At 69.8% G+C, this 20,826-nt stretch carries 22 protein-coding genes; 7 read left to right on the top strand and 15 right to left on the bottom strand.

Annotation, left to right across the window (positions count from 1 at the left end):
• Position 1: 1 nt before the first annotated feature.
• The 10 genes from KY462_07850 to KY462_07805 form a co-directional block, all read right to left on the bottom strand.
• Positions 2–424, bottom strand: a complete 423-nt coding sequence (locus KY462_07850) for a cupredoxin domain-containing protein (protein MBW3577634.1) — start codon at positions 422–424, stop codon at positions 2–4.
• A 120-nt stretch (positions 425–544) separates the two neighbouring features.
• Positions 545–1,939 (bottom strand): NADH-quinone oxidoreductase subunit N, encoded by a 1,395-nt coding sequence (locus KY462_07845; GenBank protein ID MBW3577633.1) that lies wholly within the window; start codon positions 1,937–1,939, stop codon positions 545–547.
• A 2-nt stretch (positions 1,940–1,941) separates the two neighbouring features.
• Positions 1,942–3,423, bottom strand: coding sequence for an NADH-quinone oxidoreductase subunit M (locus KY462_07840; protein ID MBW3577632.1), 1,482 nt, complete (start codon positions 3,421–3,423; stop codon positions 1,942–1,944).
• Between the two features lie 2 nt (positions 3,424–3,425).
• Positions 3,426–5,354, bottom strand: a complete 1,929-nt coding sequence (locus KY462_07835) for an NADH-quinone oxidoreductase subunit L (protein MBW3577631.1) — start codon at positions 5,352–5,354, stop codon at positions 3,426–3,428.
• Positions 5,355–5,356: 2 nt separating this feature from the next.
• Entirely contained in the window at positions 5,357–5,662 is a 306-nt protein-coding gene (locus KY462_07830) for an NADH-quinone oxidoreductase subunit K (protein ID MBW3577630.1), read from the bottom strand.
• Positions 5,659–6,387, bottom strand: coding sequence for an NADH-quinone oxidoreductase subunit J (locus KY462_07825; protein ID MBW3577629.1), 729 nt, complete (start codon positions 6,385–6,387; stop codon positions 5,659–5,661). The genes KY462_07830 and KY462_07825 overlap by 4 nt, the downstream gene beginning before the upstream one ends.
• Positions 6,387–7,337: an NADH-quinone oxidoreductase subunit H gene (locus tag KY462_07820; protein MBW3577628.1), complete on the bottom strand. Its 951-nt coding sequence runs from the start codon at positions 7,335–7,337 to the stop codon at positions 6,387–6,389. Before KY462_07820 ends, KY462_07825 begins: the two co-directional genes overlap by 1 nt.
• The gene (locus KY462_07815; protein MBW3577627.1) at positions 7,337–8,641 is read right to left on the bottom strand and encodes a hypothetical protein; all 1,305 of its coding nucleotides are present in this window, start codon (positions 8,639–8,641) and stop codon (positions 7,337–7,339) included. Before KY462_07815 ends, KY462_07820 begins: the two co-directional genes overlap by 1 nt.
• Complete coding sequence (locus KY462_07810) at positions 8,632–8,958, bottom strand: NADH-quinone oxidoreductase subunit A (protein ID MBW3577626.1); 327 nt, start codon at positions 8,956–8,958, stop codon at positions 8,632–8,634. Before KY462_07810 ends, KY462_07815 begins: the two co-directional genes overlap by 10 nt.
• A gap of 88 nt (positions 8,959–9,046) precedes the next feature.
• On the bottom strand, positions 9,047–9,457 hold the full coding sequence (locus KY462_07805; GenBank protein MBW3577625.1) for a four-helix bundle copper-binding protein: 411 nt from the start codon (positions 9,455–9,457) through the stop codon (positions 9,047–9,049).
• A gap of 302 nt (positions 9,458–9,759) precedes the next feature.
• Between KY462_07805 and KY462_07800 the strand changes: the two genes are divergently transcribed.
• Complete coding sequence (locus KY462_07800; protein MBW3577624.1) at positions 9,760–10,113, top strand: hypothetical protein; 354 nt, start codon at positions 9,760–9,762, stop codon at positions 10,111–10,113.
• A gap of 97 nt (positions 10,114–10,210) precedes the next feature.
• Positions 10,211–11,212, top strand: a complete 1,002-nt coding sequence (locus tag KY462_07795) for a potassium channel family protein (protein ID MBW3577623.1) — start codon at positions 10,211–10,213, stop codon at positions 11,210–11,212.
• 101 nt (positions 11,213–11,313) lie between these two features.
• On the opposite strand, the gene KY462_07790 is transcribed toward KY462_07795, so the two are convergent.
• Positions 11,314–11,700 (bottom strand): metalloregulator ArsR/SmtB family transcription factor, encoded by a 387-nt coding sequence (locus KY462_07790; protein ID MBW3577622.1) that lies wholly within the window; start codon positions 11,698–11,700, stop codon positions 11,314–11,316.
• Positions 11,701–12,554: 854 nt separating this feature from the next.
• Between KY462_07790 and KY462_07785 the strand changes: the two genes are divergently transcribed.
• Positions 12,555–12,941, top strand: a complete 387-nt coding sequence (locus tag KY462_07785; protein ID MBW3577621.1) for a cell wall-binding repeat-containing protein — start codon at positions 12,555–12,557, stop codon at positions 12,939–12,941.
• Positions 12,942–13,112: 171 nt separating this feature from the next.
• Here KY462_07785 and KY462_07780 read toward each other — a convergent pair whose 3' ends face one another.
• Entirely contained in the window at positions 13,113–13,523 is a 411-nt protein-coding gene (locus tag KY462_07780; protein MBW3577620.1) for a hypothetical protein, read from the bottom strand.
• 8 nt (positions 13,524–13,531) lie between these two features.
• Positions 13,532–13,969, bottom strand: coding sequence for a YciI family protein (locus KY462_07775; GenBank protein ID MBW3577619.1), 438 nt, complete (start codon positions 13,967–13,969; stop codon positions 13,532–13,534).
• 133 nt (positions 13,970–14,102) lie between these two features.
• On the opposite strand from KY462_07775, the gene KY462_07770 reads away from it, so the two are divergent.
• From KY462_07770 to KY462_07760, 3 genes are all read left to right on the top strand, one after another.
• Entirely contained in the window at positions 14,103–14,672 is a 570-nt protein-coding gene (locus KY462_07770; protein ID MBW3577618.1) for a hypothetical protein, read from the top strand.
• 509 nt (positions 14,673–15,181) lie between these two features.
• Positions 15,182–15,829, top strand: coding sequence for a dihydrofolate reductase family protein (locus tag KY462_07765; GenBank protein ID MBW3577617.1), 648 nt, complete (start codon positions 15,182–15,184; stop codon positions 15,827–15,829).
• Between the two features lie 397 nt (positions 15,830–16,226).
• Complete coding sequence (locus KY462_07760; protein MBW3577616.1) at positions 16,227–16,664, top strand: VOC family protein; 438 nt, start codon at positions 16,227–16,229, stop codon at positions 16,662–16,664.
• Positions 16,665–17,125: 461 nt separating this feature from the next.
• Here KY462_07760 and KY462_07755 read toward each other — a convergent pair whose 3' ends face one another.
• The gene (locus KY462_07755) at positions 17,126–18,211 is read right to left on the bottom strand and encodes a helix-turn-helix domain-containing protein (GenBank protein ID MBW3577615.1); all 1,086 of its coding nucleotides are present in this window, start codon (positions 18,209–18,211) and stop codon (positions 17,126–17,128) included.
• Between the two features lie 73 nt (positions 18,212–18,284).
• Here KY462_07755 and KY462_07750 point away from each other — a divergent pair, with 73 nt between their 5' ends.
• Positions 18,285–18,671: a hypothetical protein gene (locus KY462_07750; GenBank protein ID MBW3577614.1), complete on the top strand. Its 387-nt coding sequence runs from the start codon at positions 18,285–18,287 to the stop codon at positions 18,669–18,671.
• A 654-nt stretch (positions 18,672–19,325) separates the two neighbouring features.
• Here the strand turns inward: KY462_07750 and KY462_07745 are convergent.
• Positions 19,326–20,390, bottom strand: coding sequence for an ornithine cyclodeaminase family protein (locus KY462_07745; protein MBW3577613.1), 1,065 nt, complete (start codon positions 20,388–20,390; stop codon positions 19,326–19,328).
• Positions 20,391–20,826 lie beyond the last annotated feature (436 nt).

The raw sequence follows: 20,826 nt of genomic DNA, 5'->3' as shown, positions 1-20,826 counted from the left end.
CCTATTCCTCGACCACCAGGACCCCGTCCTCGCCCGCCTGACGGTGGCCGGACAGATGGCAGTAGTAGGTGTACTCGCCGGGCGTCAGTGCGACGGTGCCCTGCGCCGCCTCACCGGGCGCAGCGCGCAGGTCCAACTGCTCCTCGAACCCCTCGATCGTGAAGGTGTGCTCGTCGCCGGTGTTGTTCTCCAGTCGGATCGTCACCTGGCCCGCCCCGGCGGTGGTCTCCCGGGGTTCGAACCGGGCGGGCTCGATGACGCGCACCGTGACGTCCACGTCCGGGGTCTGCGCCGGGTCGCCAGCGGTCGGTTCGATGCCCTCGGGCCCCTGCGCCCCGAAGGGATCCTCGGGCGGGGCGGGGCGGCAGCCGGCGACGAGCGCAGCGGCCAGCACGGCGAGGATGGCGACAAGTGAGCGGCGCAACGACGGCCCTCCGGAACCCGGGGGACCCACCCTACGTGGTCGGCGCACTGGGCGGTGATGCCGCGACCGCGACAGACGTGGTGGAGCGCGGACGACCATCGACGCCGTTCGTGCGGCGCGTCAACCGCCGGTGAAGGCGCCGACGGTCGGGCCGGCGAGCACGCCGGTCGCCACGAGGCCGATCGTGGCAGCGGCCACGGTGGCAGCCGACCACGGCCCCAGCGTGACCGGGCGTTCGCCGCGCTCCCCGAGGTAGGCGGGGCCGATGACCCGCAGGTAGTAGAAGAGGGATGCGACGGTGTTGACGACGGCGAGAACGGCGAGCCAGCCGTAGCCGGCGTCGATCGTGGCGGTGAACAGCTGCAGCTTGGCGGTGAAGCCGATCAGGGGCGGGATGCCGACGAGCGACAGCATGGCCAGGGTGAGCGCAGCGGTCAGCCACGGGCACGAACGCGCCAGGCCGGTGTAGTCGCTGATGTCGGTGCGCCCGCGGAGGGCGACGACCACCCCGAAGGCGGCGAGGTTCGCCAGCGCGTAGGCGAGGGCGAAGGTCAGCAGCGCCGGCGTCGCATGTGGGGAGGCGCCGACGGCGACGGCTGCCATGATCCCGTAGCCGGACTGGGACACGCTCGACCAGCCGAGGAGCCGGCGGACGTCGTCCTGCCAGAACGCGGCGAGGTTGCCGAGCGTCATCGTCGCGGCGGCGACGACGGCCACCAGCGGGCGCCAGCCGACACCGTCTGAGGGCAGGACCTGCACGAGCCGGGCGAGCGCGATCAGCGCACCGATCTTCGGCGCGACGGTGAGGAACGCGGCGGCGGGGGCGGGGGCGCCCTGGGAGACGTCTGGGACCCAGGCGTGGGCGGGGACGGCGCCGAGCTCGAACGCGATCCCGATCACGATCAGGGCGACGGCGATGACCAGCAGGCTCGCGTCGGGGGTCGCGACCGGGGCGGCGATGTCGCGGTAGAGGGTGGTGCCGCTGAGCGTGAACAGCAGCACGGCCCCGACCAGCAGGAGCGAGTTGGTCAGCCCGCCGATCAAGAAGAACTTGACGCCCGCTTCGGCCGACAGCGGAGAACGCCGGTGGTAGGAGGCCAGCACGTACCCGGTGACCGACGACAGCAGGATCCCGACGACGAGCTCCATCACGTCGGCGGCCCCCGCCATGACCTGCGCGCCGAGCGCTGCGAGCAGCAGCATGGCGTAGTACTCGCCGTGGCGGCGGTCGGTGCGCATCCAGCGTGGTGACAGACCCACGGTGAGGGCCGTGGTCACGACGATGATGACGGCACCCCAGGTGGTGAGGCCGTCGAGGGCCCACTGCCCGTCGAATGTCAGGACGTCCGAGTCGCGCCGCACCGCCAGCTGCGCCGCCGCGGCGACGGTGAGGGCGGCCAGCGCCAGCGGCGCTGCCAGCCACTGGCGGTGATGGCCGGTGAACAGAGAGACGATGACAGCCGCTGCTGCGCCGACGAGCAGGGTGATCTGGGGGGCCAGGTCACCGATCGGCACGGTCAGCTGCCGATCAGCACGCCGCTGGCGGCGTGGACGACGTCGAGCAGCCAGCGGGGGTAGACGCCGATCGCGACCACGAAGGCCAGCATCACGCCGAGGGTCGCGGCCTCGGACGGCCGCAGGTCAGGGAACGCCGACCAGCGTTCGGGGAGGTCGCCGAAGAACAGCCGCTGGAGCATCTGCAGGAACAGCGCAGCGGTGATCAGCACGCCGAGCAGCCCGATGCCGGCCAGGACGGGGTATACGGCGAAGGTCCCGACGAAGATCTGGAACTCGGCGACGAAACCGGCCAGCCCGGGCAGGCCGAGGCTGGCGAACGCGGCCAGCACCGTGGCGCCGGTCAGCCCACGGGTGCGGCCGGCCAGACCACCATAGGCGTCGAGGTCGAACGTGCCGCCGCGCTGCCAGAACGACCCGGTGATCAGGAACAGCGCGCCGGTGATCAGCCCGTGGGCGACCATCTCGACGGTCGCGCCGGTGAGCGCAAGCTGGCGGGCCTGCTCGCTGCCCGACAGCAGCCCCCCGGCGGCGGCGATGCCGAGCACCGTGTAGCCCATGTGGTTGACCGACGTGTATGCGATGCGCCGCTTGAGGTGCTCCTGGCCGAGCGCGACGAGCGCGCCGTAGACGATGCTGACCACCGCGACGATCGCCAGCGCCAACGCGTACCGGCTGAACGTGTCGCGCATCATGGAGAACGGGATGCGGATCATCCCGAACGTGCCCATCTTCAGCAGCACTCCTGCCAGGATGGCCGATGCGGGCGCCGGGGCGTCGACGTGGGCGGGGGGCAGCCAGGTGTGCAGCGGCACAACCGGGGTCTTGACCCCCAATCCGAACAACAGCCCGAGGAGGACCATCCCGGCGCGGGTCCCCTGGCCGGCAAGTGGCTGGCGAGCGATCAGCTCCGGCATCGAGAAGGTGATCGGGTCGGTGGCGAGCACCAATCCCAGGATCGCGAGCAGCATGACCAGCGATCCGGCCAGGGTGTAGAGGAAGAACTTCAGCGCCGCAGCCCGTGCGCCTTCATGGCCCCAGCGGGCGATCAGGAAGTACATCCCGACCAGCGACAGGTCGAAGAAGACGTAGAAGACCAGCAGGTCGAGGGACAGGAACAGCCCGAGGGAGACCGCCTCGAGGAACAGCAGCCACGCGTAGTAGCCGCGCGGACGACCTTGGGTATCGACCGGGTAGGCCACAGCTGCGGTGAACAGCAGCGCCGAGGTTGCCGCGACGGCGAGCGCGATGCCGTCCACCCCGACGCGGTAGGCGACCCCCAGCGTGGGGATCCACTCGACCTCCTCGACGAGCTGGAACAGCGCGTCGCTGCCGATGTCGAACCGCAACCACGCCGCCACCAGCAGCAACAGCGGGACGGCTGCGACCGCGACCGCGAAGAGCCGCGCCGAGCGTTGGGACCAGCGCGGCACCAGCAGCGCGACGGCGCCGGCGAGCGGGACGAGGATGGCGGCAGTCAGCACGGCTACCTCCAGAGGGCGGCGACGGCCACGGCCAGGGCCGCGCCCACGGTGACGATCGTGAGGTAGTGGTGGGCCGCGCCTGTCTGAAGGCGGCGCAGATCCCGGGCGCTCCACGAGAACCCGCCGGCGACGCCGCGCACGGCACCGTCGACACCGAGCTCTGTCAGCCGGGTCCACCGTTCGGCCACAACCCGCGTCAGCGCGGCGACGCCGCGCACGCCGGCATCCACGACCCGGACGTCCGCGTCGCCGGCGCGCGTCGCGGTGGCCGAAGCCAGCCGTGCGACCCCGCGCACGCCGGCGTCGACCACGCGGTCGTCGAACCGCCTCGTTCCCGCCGCCAACTGCAGGACGGGGTCGGCGATCGCCCGGCGCGACAGCTCGGACAACCCGAGCCACTGGCCCACTCGGCGGGATGCCCCGGTCGTGCCCAGCGACGCCAACCAGCCGGCGCGGTCACCCAGCACCGCCGCGTACGCGGCCGCCGCCACGACGCTCAGCGACGCGACGAGCTCCCACGGCTCGCTCGACGGCAGCTGCCCGATCCGGCGCAGCATGTGCTCGACCGGCGGCAGCCACAGCGCGCTCAACCCGATCGTGGCCAGCGCCAGGCCGGCCATCGCGCCCAGCTCCACCCGACCGGGCCGAGTTCTCCGGTCGCGTGGCGAGGTGTCGTCGTGGCGCCTCGGACCGAACGCCAGCAGCTGGAAGCGGGTGATGTACAGCGCAGACAGGCCGCCGGCGACGATCGCCACGATCCCCGCCAGCAGGTGCGCAGCCGTCGCGGCGGCCACGATCTGCTCCTTGCTCCAGGCGGCTCCGAGCGGGGGGACGGCGGCCAACGCCAGGCTGCCGGCCGCGGCGAGCACCGCGGTGGCCGGCCGGTGTGACCCCAGCCGCATTCGACCCAGGACCTCGCTGCCGACGGCCGAGATCGCCACCCCGGCGGCCAGGAACAGCAGCGCCTTGAAGGCGGCGTGCGCCACCAGGTGTGCGGTGGCGACGACGGGGTAGCCGGCGCCGACGGCGACCAGCATCAGCCCGTACTGGGCCGACGTCGAGGCGGCGAGCAGATGCTTGGCGCGGTGTTGCACGACCGCGACGACGCCGCCGGCCAGGGCGGTGAGCAGCCCGATCGTGAGCGTGACCGGCCCGAACCAGCCGACCGGTCCCAGCACCGGCTGCAGGCGCACGAGCAGGTACGCGCCGGCGGCGACCATGGTGGCCGAGTGCAGCAGCGCCGACACCGGGGTGGGACCGGCCATGGCGGAGAACAGCCACGGGGAGAACGGCAGCTGCGCCGACTTGGTCACCGCAGCCACGACCACCCCTGCGGCGACCAGATGCAACGCCGGGCCGTCGACGGCGGCGAGGTCGGTGTAGGTCAGTCCTCCGGTCGCCGCGAAGGCGGCGCCCGCGGCGACGAACAACCCCAGCGCTCCGGCGCGGGTGACGTTGAACGCGTGCGCGGCCCGTGCCGGACGGGTCGGGTCCCGCCACTGGTGTCCGATCAGCGCCCACGAGACCGCCGCGACCAGCTCCCATCCGATCAGAACCGTCAGCAGGTCGGCAGCGACCACCACCAGCTCCATGGCCCCGGTGAACACCACGAGCAGCCCGAGCTGGCGGGCGAGCCCGCAGGCAGCCTCGTGCGCGGCCGCGTAGACGACCGTGGCCAGCGCCACGCCAGGGACGGTGATCGCGACGGCAGCAGCCAGCGGCGGGACCTCGAGCCCGAGCCGCAGCCCGGCACCCCACGCCCAGCTGGTCGAGGCAGCCGTGGCGCCCGCGACGACCGCCAACGCGCACGTGGCGATCAGGGCAGCGGCGGACGCGACGGCCAACACGATCCTGGCCCGGCGGCCCTCGCGGGGGCCCAACCCCCAGATCGCCGCGCCGGCGACCAGCGGGAGCACGACCAGCCATGCCAGCGTCATCGTTGCATCGTCTGGACGGCCTCGGTGGTGTCGGCCTGCCGTGCCCGGTAGACGTTCACGACCACGGCGAACCCGATCGCCGCCTCGATCGCCATGACCAGCATGGCGACGATGACCAGCACCTGCCCTTTGGGTTCACCACCGGCGGCGAGCGCCCACCCGCCCACACCAGCCAGCATCACCCCGTTGATGATCAACTCGTAGCCCATCATGATCATCACGAACGACTGCTGCGACAAGGCCCCGTAGAGACCGATCCCGACCAGCGCCGCAGCGACGATCAGCACGGTGGTCAACGTCATCCGTGACCCCCGTGACCGTCGTGACCGTCGTGACCGTCGTGCCCGCCGTGCCCGCCGTGACCGCCGTGACCACCGTGACCGCCGTGACCGCCGTCGCCTCCGTCGCCTCCGTGGCCGCCATGCCCACCGCCGGCGACGGATCCTGGCGCGTGCCCGGTCGGCAGCACCGGAGCGTCCGGCGGGGCGTCGGGGTCCAACGACGGCGGCAGGGAACCCTCGTCGGAGGGGCCGTAGCGGCCCCGGGCGGACGTGAGGACGGTGGCGCCGATCATGGTCGCCAGCAGCGTCACCCCGACGGTCTGCATCACCAGCATCGAGGAGCCCATCACCTCGTGACCCAGCGCGCGGATCGCCCCGGCCGCATCCCTCACCGGCCGGTCGGGCAGGTCGGCGGTCACCATCGCCACGGTCAGGACCGCGAAGACGCTGGCGCCGGCGGCGATCGCGGTGCGGTGCTGGTGGACCATCTGCATCGGGTTGAGGCCGGCCGGGTTCATCATGAACGCGACCATGAAGATCGCCATGACGGTCATCTCGACCGTCATCATGAACCACACCGCCATGCCCAGGTACTCGCCGGCGAGCAGCACCATGATCGCCCCGGCGTTCAGCAGGGAGGCCAGCAGCGCGAACGACGCCCGGACCATCGAGTCGGTCCGGAACACCCGCCAGCCGAACCACACGGCGGCAGCGGCGAACACCCAGAAGGCGATGTCGGCACCCATCAGCCGCCGCTGGCCAGCAGCGCGACCGAGCCGGCCTCGACCAGGTGCACGAACGACGCGGGAAGCAGCACGGTCCACGCGACGGTCACAACCCGCTCGGCGCGCCACCGCCCCGCGAGGTGGCCCGACGCCAGCAGCAGTGTCAGCACGGCGATGCTCTTGAGGGCCATCCACAGCCAGCCCGGCAGCCAAGGACCGTGGTGGCCACCGAGGAACACAGCGGCGCCCGCCACGGCGTAGGCGACCAGCATGGCGCGGCGAGCCGCCGCCCAGGCGAGGCGGTGGGGACCGGAGGTCTCCGCGGAGGTGCCACCGGCGAGGTCGGCGGCGTCCGCGAGCTGGAAAGGCCCCCAGAAGGCCGTAGCCAGGCCGACCGCGAGCCACAACGGCAACCCCAGCGGCTGGCGGACCACGTTCCACAACGTTGCCTGCGAGTCGACGATCGCCCCGAACGACAGCGACTCCGCCGGCAGGGCCGCCCCGATCAGGACGAACATGCTGATCAGCAGGGTGCTGAACACCACCGCGAGGAAGCGGTAGCCGCCGATCAGCGACAGGTAGGAGTTGGCCGACCACCCGTGCACGTACACCGCGACCATCGTGAGGACCTCCACCGCTCCGAACACGACGATGCCGGTGCGCACGTCGGCCGCGGCGATCCCCTCGGCGACGGGCACGACCGCGACCGCGGCCGCGGCGCACGCACCGTAGAACCCGGGCGCCAGCAGCCACAGGGTCACGTCCGGACGTTCCGTGATGGTGCCGCGCTGCTGCCACACGAGCGCGGCCCGTCCGAACGTCTCGCCGGCCACGGAACGCCACCACCCGCCACCGGCGATCGCGGCGCTCAGCGCGGCGTCCAGGAGCGTGAGCGTGAGCACCCCAGCGGCCAGCACCCCGCCGACGAGAAGCACGGACAGCAGCGGGCCCGCGGCCGTGACGTCCTCCATCAGCCCTGCGCCGGTGACGAGGTCGGTGGGAGGCCGGCGGCCGCTTCCAGGTCGAGGTCGAGGCTGGCGATCGTGGTGACCGCATCTCCCCATTCGAGCCCCGACAGCCACTGCGGCAGCTGTCGCAGCAGGACACCGGTGCCGGCGCGAGGATCCTCCACGCCGTGGTCGGGGCCGACCATCGCGTCGCCAGCGGCGGTAACGAGCTGCACCGCCTGGACCGCCTCATCGATGCGCTGCAGCCACCGCGCCCGGGCATCACCGCGCTGGCGGGTGATCATCTGGAAGCCGAGCGCCCGGTACGTGCGATCCCCGGCGCGGGCGTCGACCGGGACCCCGGCGGCGCGCGCCACGACGCCTCCGACCCCGAGATCCTCCACGGTGCCAGCCTCCAGCACCCCGACCCCGGCGGTGGCCCCCCACAAGGCAACGCCCCGCTCCAACCAGCGTCGCAGCCGTGCGATCCGCCGCAGGTCAGAGGGCTGCAGCTGCACCGCCAAGCGCGCCACCCGACGGCCGCCCGAGGCCAGCCCGTGCAGATGCAGCGCCTCGGCCAACCGCAGCAGGTGGTACCGCGCACGGGCCAGCTCGACCTCGGCGACGCGGATCGGGCGTCGGCGCGCGGCGTCGAACACGTCACCGACCGACCGGAGGGGCGAGCCGACCCGTTCCCCAGACTCGAAGGGATTCGCGGCGAGTCGGGCCTGCTGGATCACGTCACCCTGGAGCTCGACATGCAGAGCCAGACCGGGCGGGAACCCCGGCAGCGCCGGGCCGACCTGCAGCGAGACACGGTCGAGTTGCAGACCGTCGCGCAGATCGGGGCCGGTCATCGCCATCCCCCGTCCGTAGGGCTGGCCGCCCATCATCCCCTCACCGCCGTGCCCGTGGGGTCCCACCCCGCGCCACTCGACGGGATTGACGGCGGGGCCCACGGGCGCGGTGGACGGCCGCTCGCCGATCACGAGCTCAGCGTGAACCCGTCGGATCGTCCCCACGACGTCGCCGTCGGGTGCCACGATGACCGCCCCGTCGATCCCGAGCGCGCCGGAGTCGTCTCCGCCCCACCACACCACCGATCGCGGCTCGGGCAGCTGATCGTGGACGTGCGCGACCGCCTCGAACAGCTCGCCGGGGATCGCACCACCGACCAGCAGCACCGTCGCGTGCCGCGGCGAGTGGACCGGGTCGACGCCATCGGCAGCGCGAAGCCCGAGCAAGGCGTCCCTCGCCCTGGCCCCGGCGGTCACCAGCACCGGGACCGGCGCCCGCGCCCCCAGGCGCGGCCCGACGCTCACTGCCACCGGAACGCGCCTTCCCGCCAGGCGTAGAGCACCCCCAGCGACAGCACCGCGAGGAACACGCCCATCTCGACCAGTGCCTTGGCGCCCTCCTCGACGAAGACGACCGCCCACGGGTACATGAACATCATCTCCATCTCGAAGGCGATCAGGACCAGCGTCATCGGGTAGTAACGGGCGTGGAACCGGTTCCAGGCGTGTGTGGGCGGATGAGGCCCCCCGAGCACCGGCAACGTCGACGACCAGTGGGCCAGCGTCGGGTCCAGCGTTGTCCGCACGGTGCTGGCCGCAGACAGCACCACCACGGCGGACGCCGCCACCGTGACGGCGCCTACGAATGCGGTGAGCACGCAGCTGTCTTCCTCGCGCCGCGGGTCACGTCAACGCGTGACGCGCGCATCCTGCCTGTCAGGCGGCGAGCGCCTGCAGGACTCGTTCGCAGGCGTCCGCGCACCGGCGGCAGGCGTCCGCGCACACGCGGCAGTGCTCATGCTTCTCCGCGTGCCGCTCGCACTCCCCACCGCACGAGCGGCAGGCCTGCGCGCACGCCTCGACCGCGGCCCGAACGACGTCGCGGTCCGGATCGGTTTGACGTAGCAGCATTGTTGCTGTCGTCCGGCACGCGTCAGCGCAGTCCAGGTTGAGGCGGATACAGCGCCGCAGCGCGCTGACCTGATCTTCGGCGAGGCAGGCGTCCGCGCAGGCAGTGCAGGTGTCGGCGCAGGATGTGAGCGAATCGATCGCTTCGACCAGCACGTCGCGGTCGATCGTGGCCGAACTGGGGTGGGTGCCGAGCATCTCATCAACGTGGTGACTCACACGGGATCCTCTCTTCGGTGGCCGACGGAGCTTCTACTATGGCCGCTGAGGAATATCCGTAGGTACGTACGGATGTCCGTATTCGATGGCCGCGTGCCGAGCATGCAGACAGCATCATGCATGCAGACAGCATCGTGGAGGCAACGCGTCTGAGGCGGCCAATGCAATCAGGGCACGGCGGACCATCACCGGACGATCCCCAACCAGGTCTTGCGCCGGCTACCGGCCAACCGGCATCTGCAGAGTCGGGGGCCGAGTCTGGCGACCGCAAGCACGCACGGTCGACCTCGGACGAGGCGGCGGTGTCCAGTACCGGGCGGCCCGTCGAGGAGGAGACCATCGAGGGCTACGTGATGGACATCGCCTGCATCCGCAAGGCCCCCGCGGAGGAGCTCGCCGGCCGAGCCGCGAACCACCCCACGAGCTGTGGTCTGATGGGCCACTGCATCCAGAGCGGTTACGGACTGGTCGACGGTCGCGGTGGCGTTCGTCTGCTTGAGCCCCACGCGACCACCCTCATCGTGCGTCACCTTCTCGAGACCGACCTGGAGAAAGGCCTCAGGCTGCGTGTCGTCCGCCGCCGCGACGGTCAGGAGATGGAAACCACCAGCGTGGACGCCGTCTCGCCGGATTCGGTCACCGAGGGCTGGCGCTGAACGTCGTCATACCCGAGGAGCATCGGCGACCAGCGCCACTCTCCGCCGCAGGCGGTGAGGTCGCCGACGACACACGGCACGGGTGATGCAGATATGGATGCTGTCCGTCGGAACACTGATCGTCGCCCTAGCGGTCTTGGACGCCCTGTCGACGACCCTGGCGGCGTCGACCGCAGCCGGACCGATCACCTCGAAGATTGGTGGCGGCATCTGGCGGGTGGGTCGGCGGATCGCGTCGGGACCTCGTTCGCCGCTCCTGGTGCTCATGGGCCCGGTCATCGTCGTATCCACCGTGGCCACCTGGCTGTTCCTGCTGTGGATGGGCTGGACGCTGGTCTTCTCCTCGGACGTCAGCGCGGTCGTGTCCACGGCGACGGGCCAGCCGGCCGACTGGTGGGCACGCACCTACTTCGCGGCGTATTCGCTGTTCACTCTGGGGTTGGGCGACTACGTGCCGCACGGCGCGCCGTGGCAGCTCGCCACATCGCTGGCGTTGGTGAACGGGCTTGGTCTGACGACGCTGGCGATCACCTACCTGGTCCCGGTCGTCACCGCCGTGACCGAACGCCGGCAGCAGGCCAGCACCATCTCGGCACTAGGGACCGACGCCCAGGCCATCGTCGCCAGCGCTTGGGACGGAGCCAGCCTGCGGTTCCTGGATCAGCCGCTGTTCACGCTCTCGCAGCAGATCGCGCTCACGACGCAACGCCACCTCAGCTACCCGATCCTGCACTTCTACCACAGCCGGTCGCGGGCTCAGGAGTTCGCCGTCAGCATCGCCGCACTGGACGAGGCGCTCACCATCATCACCGAAGCCGTCGACGTCACGATCCGGCCACATCCCGCAGCGCTCGGCGCTGCCCGTACCGCCGTGAGAGACCTGCTGGCGGTGGTCGGATCAACCTTCCACGAGCCTGCCTCGCAGACACCGCCACCGCCCGACCTGACCCCTCTGCGGCAGATCGGGCTCCCGGTAATGGACGACGATCGCTTCGCTGCACGCCTCGACGAGCTCGCCGGGCACCGCGCGCGTCTGCTGGCGTTCGCGACCGGCTCGACCTGGCCATGGTCGCAAGCCGTTGAGGCGCGCACGGACTGAGTCCCCGGGCACCGAGCGCACGCCGGCGAAGACACGCGTCCAAAAATTCCCACGAGAACTGGCCGTCTGCGTCCTGAGGTCGACGAAGACCAGATGCCGAGTCACCCGGCAGGGGGTGGCGTCGCCGCAGCCAGCCGTCGCAACTCAGCCAGAGCTGATCGCAGAGCGGGCTGGGTGTCGTCGTCCGCCAAACGGTAGAAGTTCAGTCTGCCTTGCCGGCGGCGCTGGACGAGCCCGGCCGTGCGCAGCACCCTCAGCGCGTACGACGCCGCATCCTCCGATACATCTGCCGCTAGTGCGACGTCCCCGACGCACAACTCCTCCACGGCGAGCAGTGCGGTGATGATCCGAGCACGCACGGGCTCGCCCACGATCGACAGCACCTCAGCCAGGCGGTCGACCTCCGCGGACGAAAGTCGCGCCGAACGTGCCCGCTCTACGCTCTCCGGATCGAAGGGATGACCGTGCCCTGCATCCCCCACGATCATCCTCCGGTCGCGACGGCCGCCATGCTGGGTCCCGAGCACGAGGCTCCGCACGGACGTCCGTACAGGCATCCGTCTCCGCGTAGGGACATCCGGCGACGCCTCGTAGTCCGTGCCCGGCGACCGAGGCACTCGCCGTCTTCCAGGATCGCGCATGTCCCGGGTTGTCTGACGGGGTGGGCGGCCGGTGTACAATCGAGGACACCCGCGAAAGGTTGGAGTGTGCTGGGTTTCATCCTCGGGGTTCCCTTCTGGACCGGCGTCATCGTGGGCGTGCTGGGAACGCTGCTAGTGGTGGCCATCTTGTGAGGATCGCAGTCCGGTGGGCCGACGTCGTGGTCGGCGCCGGCGGTTGCAGGCGAAGCCCGGCAGCATCGGACTCCTGACGGCGGAGACGTTCGTCGACGACGCAGCACTCGCCGCGGGCGTAAACGATAACGCCGCCTCCTACGCGTTGCGCCTGCTGCGCACCGCGGGACTCGTGCAACGACGCCGAGAGGCCGCTTGAACTTCTACCGGCTCGCCGACGACGACACCCAGCCCGCCCTGCCATCCGCTCTCACGGAGCTGCTGCGGCTCAGCGAGCAGGACCCCTTCGCAGGGTGAGCACGGAAGGGTGAGACGTCATAGTTTGTTCGCTCTTCACCACGCGTCACGCTTCTCGTCCAACACCACCTACACCTCCACACCCTCGGCCCAGGCCGCCATCATCTCGGTAGGCGCCAACAGTCACGGGCATCCCACCGGCGAGGCGATCAGCCGGCCCAACCTGGCCGGCACCGCCCTGTTCCAGACCCAGTCGTCCAACGGCGCCGTCGTGGACGGTGACGTGAACCGTCACCGTCCAGGGCGATCTGGTGGCGATCTCAACGTCCAGGCGCCCCCACCATCTGCGGTTCCGTCTGGACGAAGCCAGCGGTCGCGCCGGGCACGACGAGGTCGCCCGTCACGCCGGAGCCAAACGGATCGCCACCGCAATCGAGGTGTCCAAGGACGGGTTCCCAACCGCCGACACGGTGGTGTTGGCCACGGCGGGGGACTTCCCCGACGCGCTGTCGGACGCGCCGCTGGCCGCGTCGCTGGGCGCGTCCGTCCTACTCACCGCCCAGTCGGCGCTGGTGGACGAGGTCGCCGCCGAGATCCGCCGCCTCAACTCCCACACCATCGTGGTGCTGACGACGTCCTCGTCCACCTCCTGCCGGCTGGAGGCGCGGACGAGGCCGGCGACATCGACGCCGCGCTGACCGCCGACTCGCGGCCATCGGGGTGGAGATCGCCGCGTGGCGGGAGCGGGGTTGGGCGAGCAGTCTGTCTGGTCGCCGTGGCACTGTCACTCGACGCGGCTCCGACAGCTGCCGCTGCTGGCACTGTCCGTGCTACTGCAGATGGCGCGGCCTGGCTCACCCGGCCCGTGATCAGTTGCTTGCGTTCGCGGCAGGCGAAGCATCCGAGCCGGTGACGACGCCGAGCCGATCGCGGGCGCCGGCACTGGGAGCGTCACGGCCCGACTGGCTCGCCCGGTAAGCGGGCCGGCGCAGACGGTTGAGCACGCCCACCGGCCGCAGCGCCTGGCCGGTGTGCCACGGATCGAACCGCAGATCGTCGGCCACGTCCTGTGGGAGACGATCACCCAGCCGCAGCTCGGCGATCTCGCCATCGGAATCCAGGGACAGCTGGATGCGCAGCGCCGAGGTTTCAGCTTCCCTCAACTCCTCGAGGGTTGCCGGGCCGACGTCGTGCCCCAGGCGGGCGACGCCCGCGATCATCCACGCGGACTCGATCCGCCAGACGGCCTCGACGGTGCGCTTGACGTCAGCGCTCGCCACGGTCACGCCTACGGGCCGGCGTCGTCCTGCGCGCGCAGCTGCTGCTCCAGCTGCCGCTCCCTCTCACGCAGCTCCGGGGTGAACTCGTCGCCGAAGTCGTCGGGCTCGAACACCGGACGGATCTCCACCTCGGAGTGCTCGCCCTCGGGGTTCGGGATCCGCCTCACCCACTCGATCGCCTCGTCCATCGACTTCACCTGCCACAGCCAGTAGCCCCCGACGAGTGCCTTGGTCTCCGCGAACGGGCCCTCGATCACCTTGCGCTCGCTCCCGGAGAAAGCGACACGCACGCCCCTCGAGCTCGGGTGAAGGCCCTCACCGGCAAGCATCACCCCCGCCCTCGCCAGCTCCTCGTTGTAAGCCGTCATCTGCTCGAGCAGCTCCTGACTGGGCATCTCGCCGGCCTCACTCCGCTCCGTAGCCTTGATCAGCACCATCACTCGCATCGTGGTCGCTCCCATCGGGTGCGTGCTTCCACCTATACATCGAACGAGCAAGGCCGAATCGACACGCCCCGGGAAGAAAAGTTCGCCATCTACTCAGCCCGTCCGTGGCGTCCGCGCTACCGGACACATCCGGGTGGCGTACAGTTCCCGTCTACTCGACGGGGGCCCAACCGTAGCGACCACCGCATCCGGACGTCTGGGGAGCATCCGTCGCCGTCCCGCGCTGAGCGTGCTGGCGGCCATCGGGACGATCGCCCTGTTGATGAGCATCGGGGGCGTGGCGGGCGCCGACCGTCTTCCGGAGGCGGTCGGGCATGCCATGAGCCATCTGTCGGTTGGACTCCCGCTCGCACTGCTCCTCATCGCGGCACTGCATTGGTGGCCACCCGCGCGTGCCACCCGACCGGGGTGGGTCGCCCGTCGTGCGGTCGTCGCCGGCCTCGGAGGCGTGGTGACGGGTCAGTTCCTGGAGATAGCGGGCGCCAGGGTCGACGAGCCCACGGGCACCGCTCTCGAGGGGCTCTCCCACACGGCCGGGATGGTCATCACGATGCTCTCGATGCTGGCACTGGCCGCCGGTGCCGGCCTCGCGCTGGTCGCCGCAGCCCGCGACGGAGCCGTCCCCCGGCGGCTCGCCGTCGTCGTCGTCGCGTTGATGATCGGTGTGCTCGGCGTGCTCACGTTCGGTGGCCCCATCCGCTGAGCTGGACCCGAACTCCTGGTTCTCGCCGAGGACTGGGACGTCGAGTCGATGTCGTCAGGCGTGCAACGCGCTAGAGAGCAGGTGCCAAGACCCGACCCGTGACCCGCGACCGAGCGCTGGCCGAAAGAGCAGCCCGGCACCGTACGTACGATACGCCGACTGCGGCTACGGGCGCCCGCCGGGGCGGACGGGGCCGCACGTCGCCACGGCTTCCGTTAGGCGATCGGTATCGCGAATCGGTCACGGCGACGTCGGCGTGATCGAAGCGGCGGGTCCCTCCCATCGGCTCCAGGCGCCCAGGGCCGCAGTGGTGGCGCACGGCCTGGTGTCGCGCAGTTGCTCCCCCAGCGCCGGCCGCATGCGACCGATGAGTTCCCCGTACGCCGGCAGTCAACAGGGGTGAGCGCGTCCCAAGCTGCAGAACTGAGCGCGTCCCAAGCTGCAGAACTGAGCGCGTCCCAAGCTGCAGAACTGAGCGCGTCCCAAGCTGCAGAACAAGGAGAAGAACGATGCGTCTGATCGTCACCACCTTCCTCACGATCGACGGGGTCATGCAGGGCCCTGGCGGCCCCGATGAGGACACGAGCGGTGACTTCGACAAGGGCGGATGGGTGATCCCGCTGTTCGACGAGGCCCTCGCCCGGCGGATCTCGGACTGGTTCAGGCAGGCGGGCGCCTTCCTCCTGGGCCGGAAGACGTACGAGATCTTCGCGAGTCACTGGCCCCGCGTGACCGACCCCGACGATGTCGTCGCCACCCAGCTCAACGCGTTACCGAAGTACGTGGCGTCGACCACGCTGAGGGAACCGTCATGGGCGGGAACCACCGTCATCGACGACGTGGCCGACACGGTCACCGAGTTGAAGCGTCAGCAGGGCGGCGAACTGCAGGTGCACGGCAGCGGCCGCCTGGCCCGCACGCTGATGGCCCACGACCTCGTCGACGAGTATCGGCTGCTCGTCTTCCCGGTCGTGCTGGGCCAGGGCCGGCGCCTGTTCGGGGACGAGGCCGTCCCGGTCGCCTTCACGATGGTCGACAGCGAGGTCACATCGACCGGTGTCGCCGTGCACGTCTACCGGCGCAGCGGCCAACCCGCGTACGCCGCTGCCACGCTGGAGCAGGACGGCGACGTCGTCCGGGACTCGGTCAACCGGTGAAGCGACCCCGAGACCCCGGCTTGCGCGATGAGCTCGGGCGCGGAGCTGTCCGCGAGGAGAGGCGAACAGAAGCACCACCACCAGGATCGAGCGGACGATCGACGCACTAGGTCGAGCGTGTACCGCACTCCTGGACGCCGAGTCGGTCCGGCTGGACGGTTCCCGACGGGATGGCGAGTGAAGGTCCACCGCTTCGAGGCCCGCGGGGGCGGCGAGTTCCGGATCTCACTCATCCACGACACGCCGCCAGTCCCCGGCGGTCGCGCGGCGGGCCGCCTACTAAGCACAGAACATCCGAGGAGACCCGCGTAGAACCACGGCGATGGGCGACACGCAGGGGAGGGAAGCGTTGTCGCACCGATGATCTACGTTTGATCCGCTGTCCTCAGGAGGACCCATGGAACAACGGCTGAGCCTGGTCACCTTGGGCGTCGCTGACATCAGCCGCGCACGCGAGTTCTACGAGCGACTCGGGTGGCGCGGACAGGAGATTCAGGAGACGGTGTTCTTCCAAGCGGGCACTATCGGGGTCGTCCTCTGGGGACGCGACAAGCTCGCCCAAGACTCCGGCGTCGACGACACCGATACCGACGGGTTCGGAGGTATCGCGCTCGCCCACAACGTTCGCTCGCCGGCCCAGGTCGATGCCATCGTCACCGCCGCCGCCAACGCGGGAGCTACAGTCACACGCCCCCCTGGCGAGACCTTCTACGGCGGGTACGCGGGATGTTTCACCGATCCCGACGGACACGTGTGGGAGATCGTGCACAACCCAGGGTTCCCCTTGGGCCACGACGGTGCCATCACCATCCCCGACTTCGGCGCCGACGACTGACCGCACGATCCGATGAGTTCGGTACGCCGGTTGTGCGCGCCTCCGGGCCCAACCCTGAACCGCCCGCAGCCACGGGCGAGATGGGCCCTCTTGTCGCCTCGGTAGCCCACCGCGTCGGAACCGCGCCCCGGAAGTCGGGCGCCCACGCCAGCAGTACTCCGGACGCCTCGCAGACGGAAACCCATGTTGAGTCGGAAGCGCGTTCGACCGCAAGAACCGGGTGTACCGGCCGCGCGAGGCGGTGGCGAAGGCGCCAAGCGTACTCCAGTACCTGGCCTAGGCCTCGCCTAGGCCTCCGCCTAGGCCAGGTTTAGACGCGGTGGCGTCAGACAACTCATTCGCTGGCCACGGCCGCTGGGCGGTCAGCGAACACCAACCGTCCGCGTCTGCCCAATCGGTGGGTTCCAGGATCGCTTGCACGCCGCTGTCTGCGTTACCGCTCTGGGGCGGTATCCGGCGTGTCAGGCGGAGCGGCGGAAGCGGCGGCGATAGCCGGTCGGGCTGACGCCGACGGCTTCGCGAAGACGGGTCCGAAGGTTCGCGGCGGTACCGAGCCCGCTGCGTGTGGCGATGGCGTCGATGGTGAGCTCGGTGGTTTCGAGCAGCTGACGGGCTCTGGCGACCCGCTGGGTCGTGAGCCATTGGTGGGGTGTTGTTCCTGTGGCGTCGGAGAAGCGTCGTGCGAAGGTCCGTTCGCTCATCGCCGAGCGCTCTGCCATGTCCGCGACCTCGAGCGGTTCGTGGAGGTTTTCGACGATCCAGTGCAACAGTTCCCCGAAGGGCGTTCCGCCGGTCGGTACCTCCGGCACGGTCGTGTACTGCGCCTGCCCTCCGTCGCGATGAGGCGGGACGACGGTGCGACGTGCCACGAGGTCCGCAGCATCGGCCCCGTAGTCGGTCCGGACGATGTGCAGAGACAGGTCGAGACCCGATGCGGACCCCGCGGAGGTGAGCACGTCACCTTCGTCGACGTAGAGCACGTCGGGTACGACCTCGACCTTCGGGTAGCGGGCACGGAAGGCCTCGGTGTACATCCAGTGCGTGGTGGCGCGCCGACCGTCGAGCAACCCGGCCTCGGCGAGCACGAACGCCCCCGAGCAGAACGACACCATCCGCGCCCCGTTGGCCGCTGCTTGGCGGAGAGCAGCGAGGACGTCGTCGCCGGGCAGCGCGGGCATCCGCCACCCGCACACCATCTGTTCCGCATCAGAGGCCCTAACGGCCATCGGGACGATGACGGTGTCCGCGGTCACGAGGTCCTCAAGTCCTCGATCGATCGTCAGGGAGAAGCCGAAGCGCGTCGGCACCGTGGCTCCCGGCCACGCCGCGCACACGCGCAGCTCGTACCAGCGGGGCTCCGCCATCGTCGCCAGGACCTCGCCCCTGCGGATCCCGAAGATCTCGCACGCGATGGAAAACTCGAACGGGTTCATGTGGTCGACGAACAGGACCGCGACGCTCGGCTCGCCAACGACCGGACGGTCGGCAGCCTCGACGAGGTCAGGGTCGAGGGATCCGGCCTCGAGGGTGGCAGGATACTTGCGCATATTGTCGATGCTGCCACTCGTCGTGCGGGACGTCAAAGGTCATTCTTACTCCATGGAGGTAGAGGAGTTCACGATGGCTCGCCCCCCGGGCACCCTCGACACCCCGCACTTCGCGCTGCTGGGCCGACTCGCCCGACGCATGGCCGGCGGACACGTCCCTGACGAGGTTCGACGGATCGTCGATGTGCTGACCGCGGCAGCCGACCCCGGCCGCGCCGACCGACTCGCTGTACGGCCCGGGGAGCCCGCCATCCTCGTCGAGCGACTGGCGGTGTGGGCCCTGCGCCGAACGACGGAGGAAGCTGTCGCGGATGCCACCCGGGTCCTCGACGGCGCCGACGCCTGCGAACGGGAGACGCAGCACGAGGACGAGTCCGCCCAGCACCGGTATCCCGTTGCGGTCCAGCTGATCCCCACGTCCCGGCACACGCTTTCAGCGGACGACAGGCGGACGGTGTGATACCGGGTACGTCGGCCACGCTGCTATGGGCGCCGAGGAATTCGAACAGCGACCGCCCATAGCCACTGCGCGCCCCGCGAGATTCGCAGTCGAGTGTCGGTTGGACCCCGATGACTCGGGGCACTGGGAGTCGGCGGAACGCGCTACCTGAGCGGTCATCCCGGCGAGGTTGGAGGGCTCGAGGTTGCTCCGCGTTTGACGTTCGCTGGCCTCTACAAGGAAGCGCGTGTAGACGAACAGCGACGGCGATCTTGCGGGGCGGCTCGCCTCGGGTTGACCCGTTGGTGGCCACCTGGGGCAGGGTCGGCGATATTCCTTGACTGGATGGCGGTGACAATGGGCTCCACATGCACCGGCAGATCATCGCACTGGCGTGGCGGTGGCTCGTATGCGTCCTACACCGGCACCACGTCCAAAACATCGGCCAGGATACGACATCATGATCACGGTGAGGGTCTTTCACTCCAGCCGTGGAACATGACGCGTTACGACGATTTCGATTTCGTGAACGGACCTGCGGCTCCCGCGCTCGCATTCGACCGACTCAGACTCCTGAATGCGAATGCATCTCGCGCTTCTGCGCGGGTGATCCTTTGGCCATTCTGTAAGAAAGACCCGGAGATCGACAGCTGGCAAGGAGCTGCTCGTCGACCGCTATAAGGTGACGAATTGAGCTATCCGCGGGTGGTCGAAAATCATCATCTCCTGCAGCGTGAGCTCTCGACCCTTTCCCGCCTCCAATGCACGACGGTACATGGCGAGTGCGATCGCGACGTCGACGAAGGCGAGTCCCACCGCGTTGAAGTAGACGCGCTCGTCATCCGTCTCCCGCCCCGGCTTATCGCCAGCGACGACCTCCTCCAGATCGGCATAGACGTCTGAATCTCGCAGCTCGCCGTCGTTGTACATGCGACTGAGGGTCTGCATGCGGTGCTTCACTGTACTCCAGTCATCACAGACGATCTTCTCGCACTGTTTCGCCACGTCGTACTCGTCCTCCCAGCCACCGACATGACTGTAGAAGGAGCCCGGCTTCATCCAGGCGGCTCGGAGAAGCGGAGCCTGGGCGCTTGTCGCAGTGACGAGGATGTCGGCCCCTTCCATGGCACGGGCGTGGTCCGTCTCAGCTGCGATGAACTCGACGTCGGGGAGGATGGTCTCGAGATCGCCCACGAACTGCTGTTCCTCCTCGGCAGTCTTCGCCGAGACCCGGCATTCCGCTAGCGCGGGCAGCACGCTCTTCATGGCCAGAAGATGCATCTTGGCCTGTTCCCCGCTGCCGATGAAGCCGATCGTACGCGCCTGCGGAGGGGCGAAGTGCTTCGCCGCGAGGGCCCCGATGGCGCCGACGCGTAGGTTCGATGCGAGCGTCCCCTCCATGACCGCGAGCGGGAACCCTTTCTCGATCTCCGAGAGAACAAAGAGAGCAGTCAGGTTCTGGAGACCAAACTTGGGGACGTTCGGTGGGAAGACCGAAACCCACTTCACGCCACAGACGTTTTCCGCACGCAGAGTCGCAGGGAGACAGTTGATCCGTTCCTGTGTGTCGTCATTGAAGATCTGCACGATCTTCTCGGGAAACATCACATCGCCTCGCCGGTGCGCGAGGAGCGCAGATTCCGCCGTTCCCAGCGCCATCCGGAGATCAAGGCAGCCTGACGCGAGCAGGTCTTCCTGAGAGAGATAGGTGAAACGGATCGCCCGATCGCCCTCGTTCATACGCACCTTGAGACGAAGCCCTTGACCAGCAACGGCCCTGCTCCTCGACGGTCGCGAGCGGATGCTATCAATCCTTGGACGCCTTCGCGAGGGCGGTGCGTCGGCGTAGCCCACCCCCGCGCGTGCTGCCCCTTCGCGGAGGCGCCTGGGAGCCTCACGCCCACCATTATCGCACCGAGGACGATGGCTATTGCCCGATCCAACTCGTAAAAAGGTGACGTACCGCGGCGGCGCCACCCTGGCACCGGTTCACGACTTCTCATCGCCCGTCCAGCGCGACACACGCCCGGCTCTGCACGTGTACATCCCGGCGTTCGGCGAACCGCGTGCGAGCCTCGTCGCGCACCGCACGCATCACCGTCTCCCACCGATCCCGAACTCGCAGGCGACCGCGGCGGTCCCACCGGCCTCCTCGCCGCGCAGTACTCCCCGTGCC

The organism is Actinomycetota bacterium, assembly GCA_019347675.1.
Classification (GTDB): domain Bacteria; phylum Actinomycetota; class Nitriliruptoria; order Nitriliruptorales; family JAHWKO01; genus JAHWKW01.
Note: the sequence above shows the minus strand (reverse complement) of the source record. Positions and strands in the feature narration are given on the sequence as shown.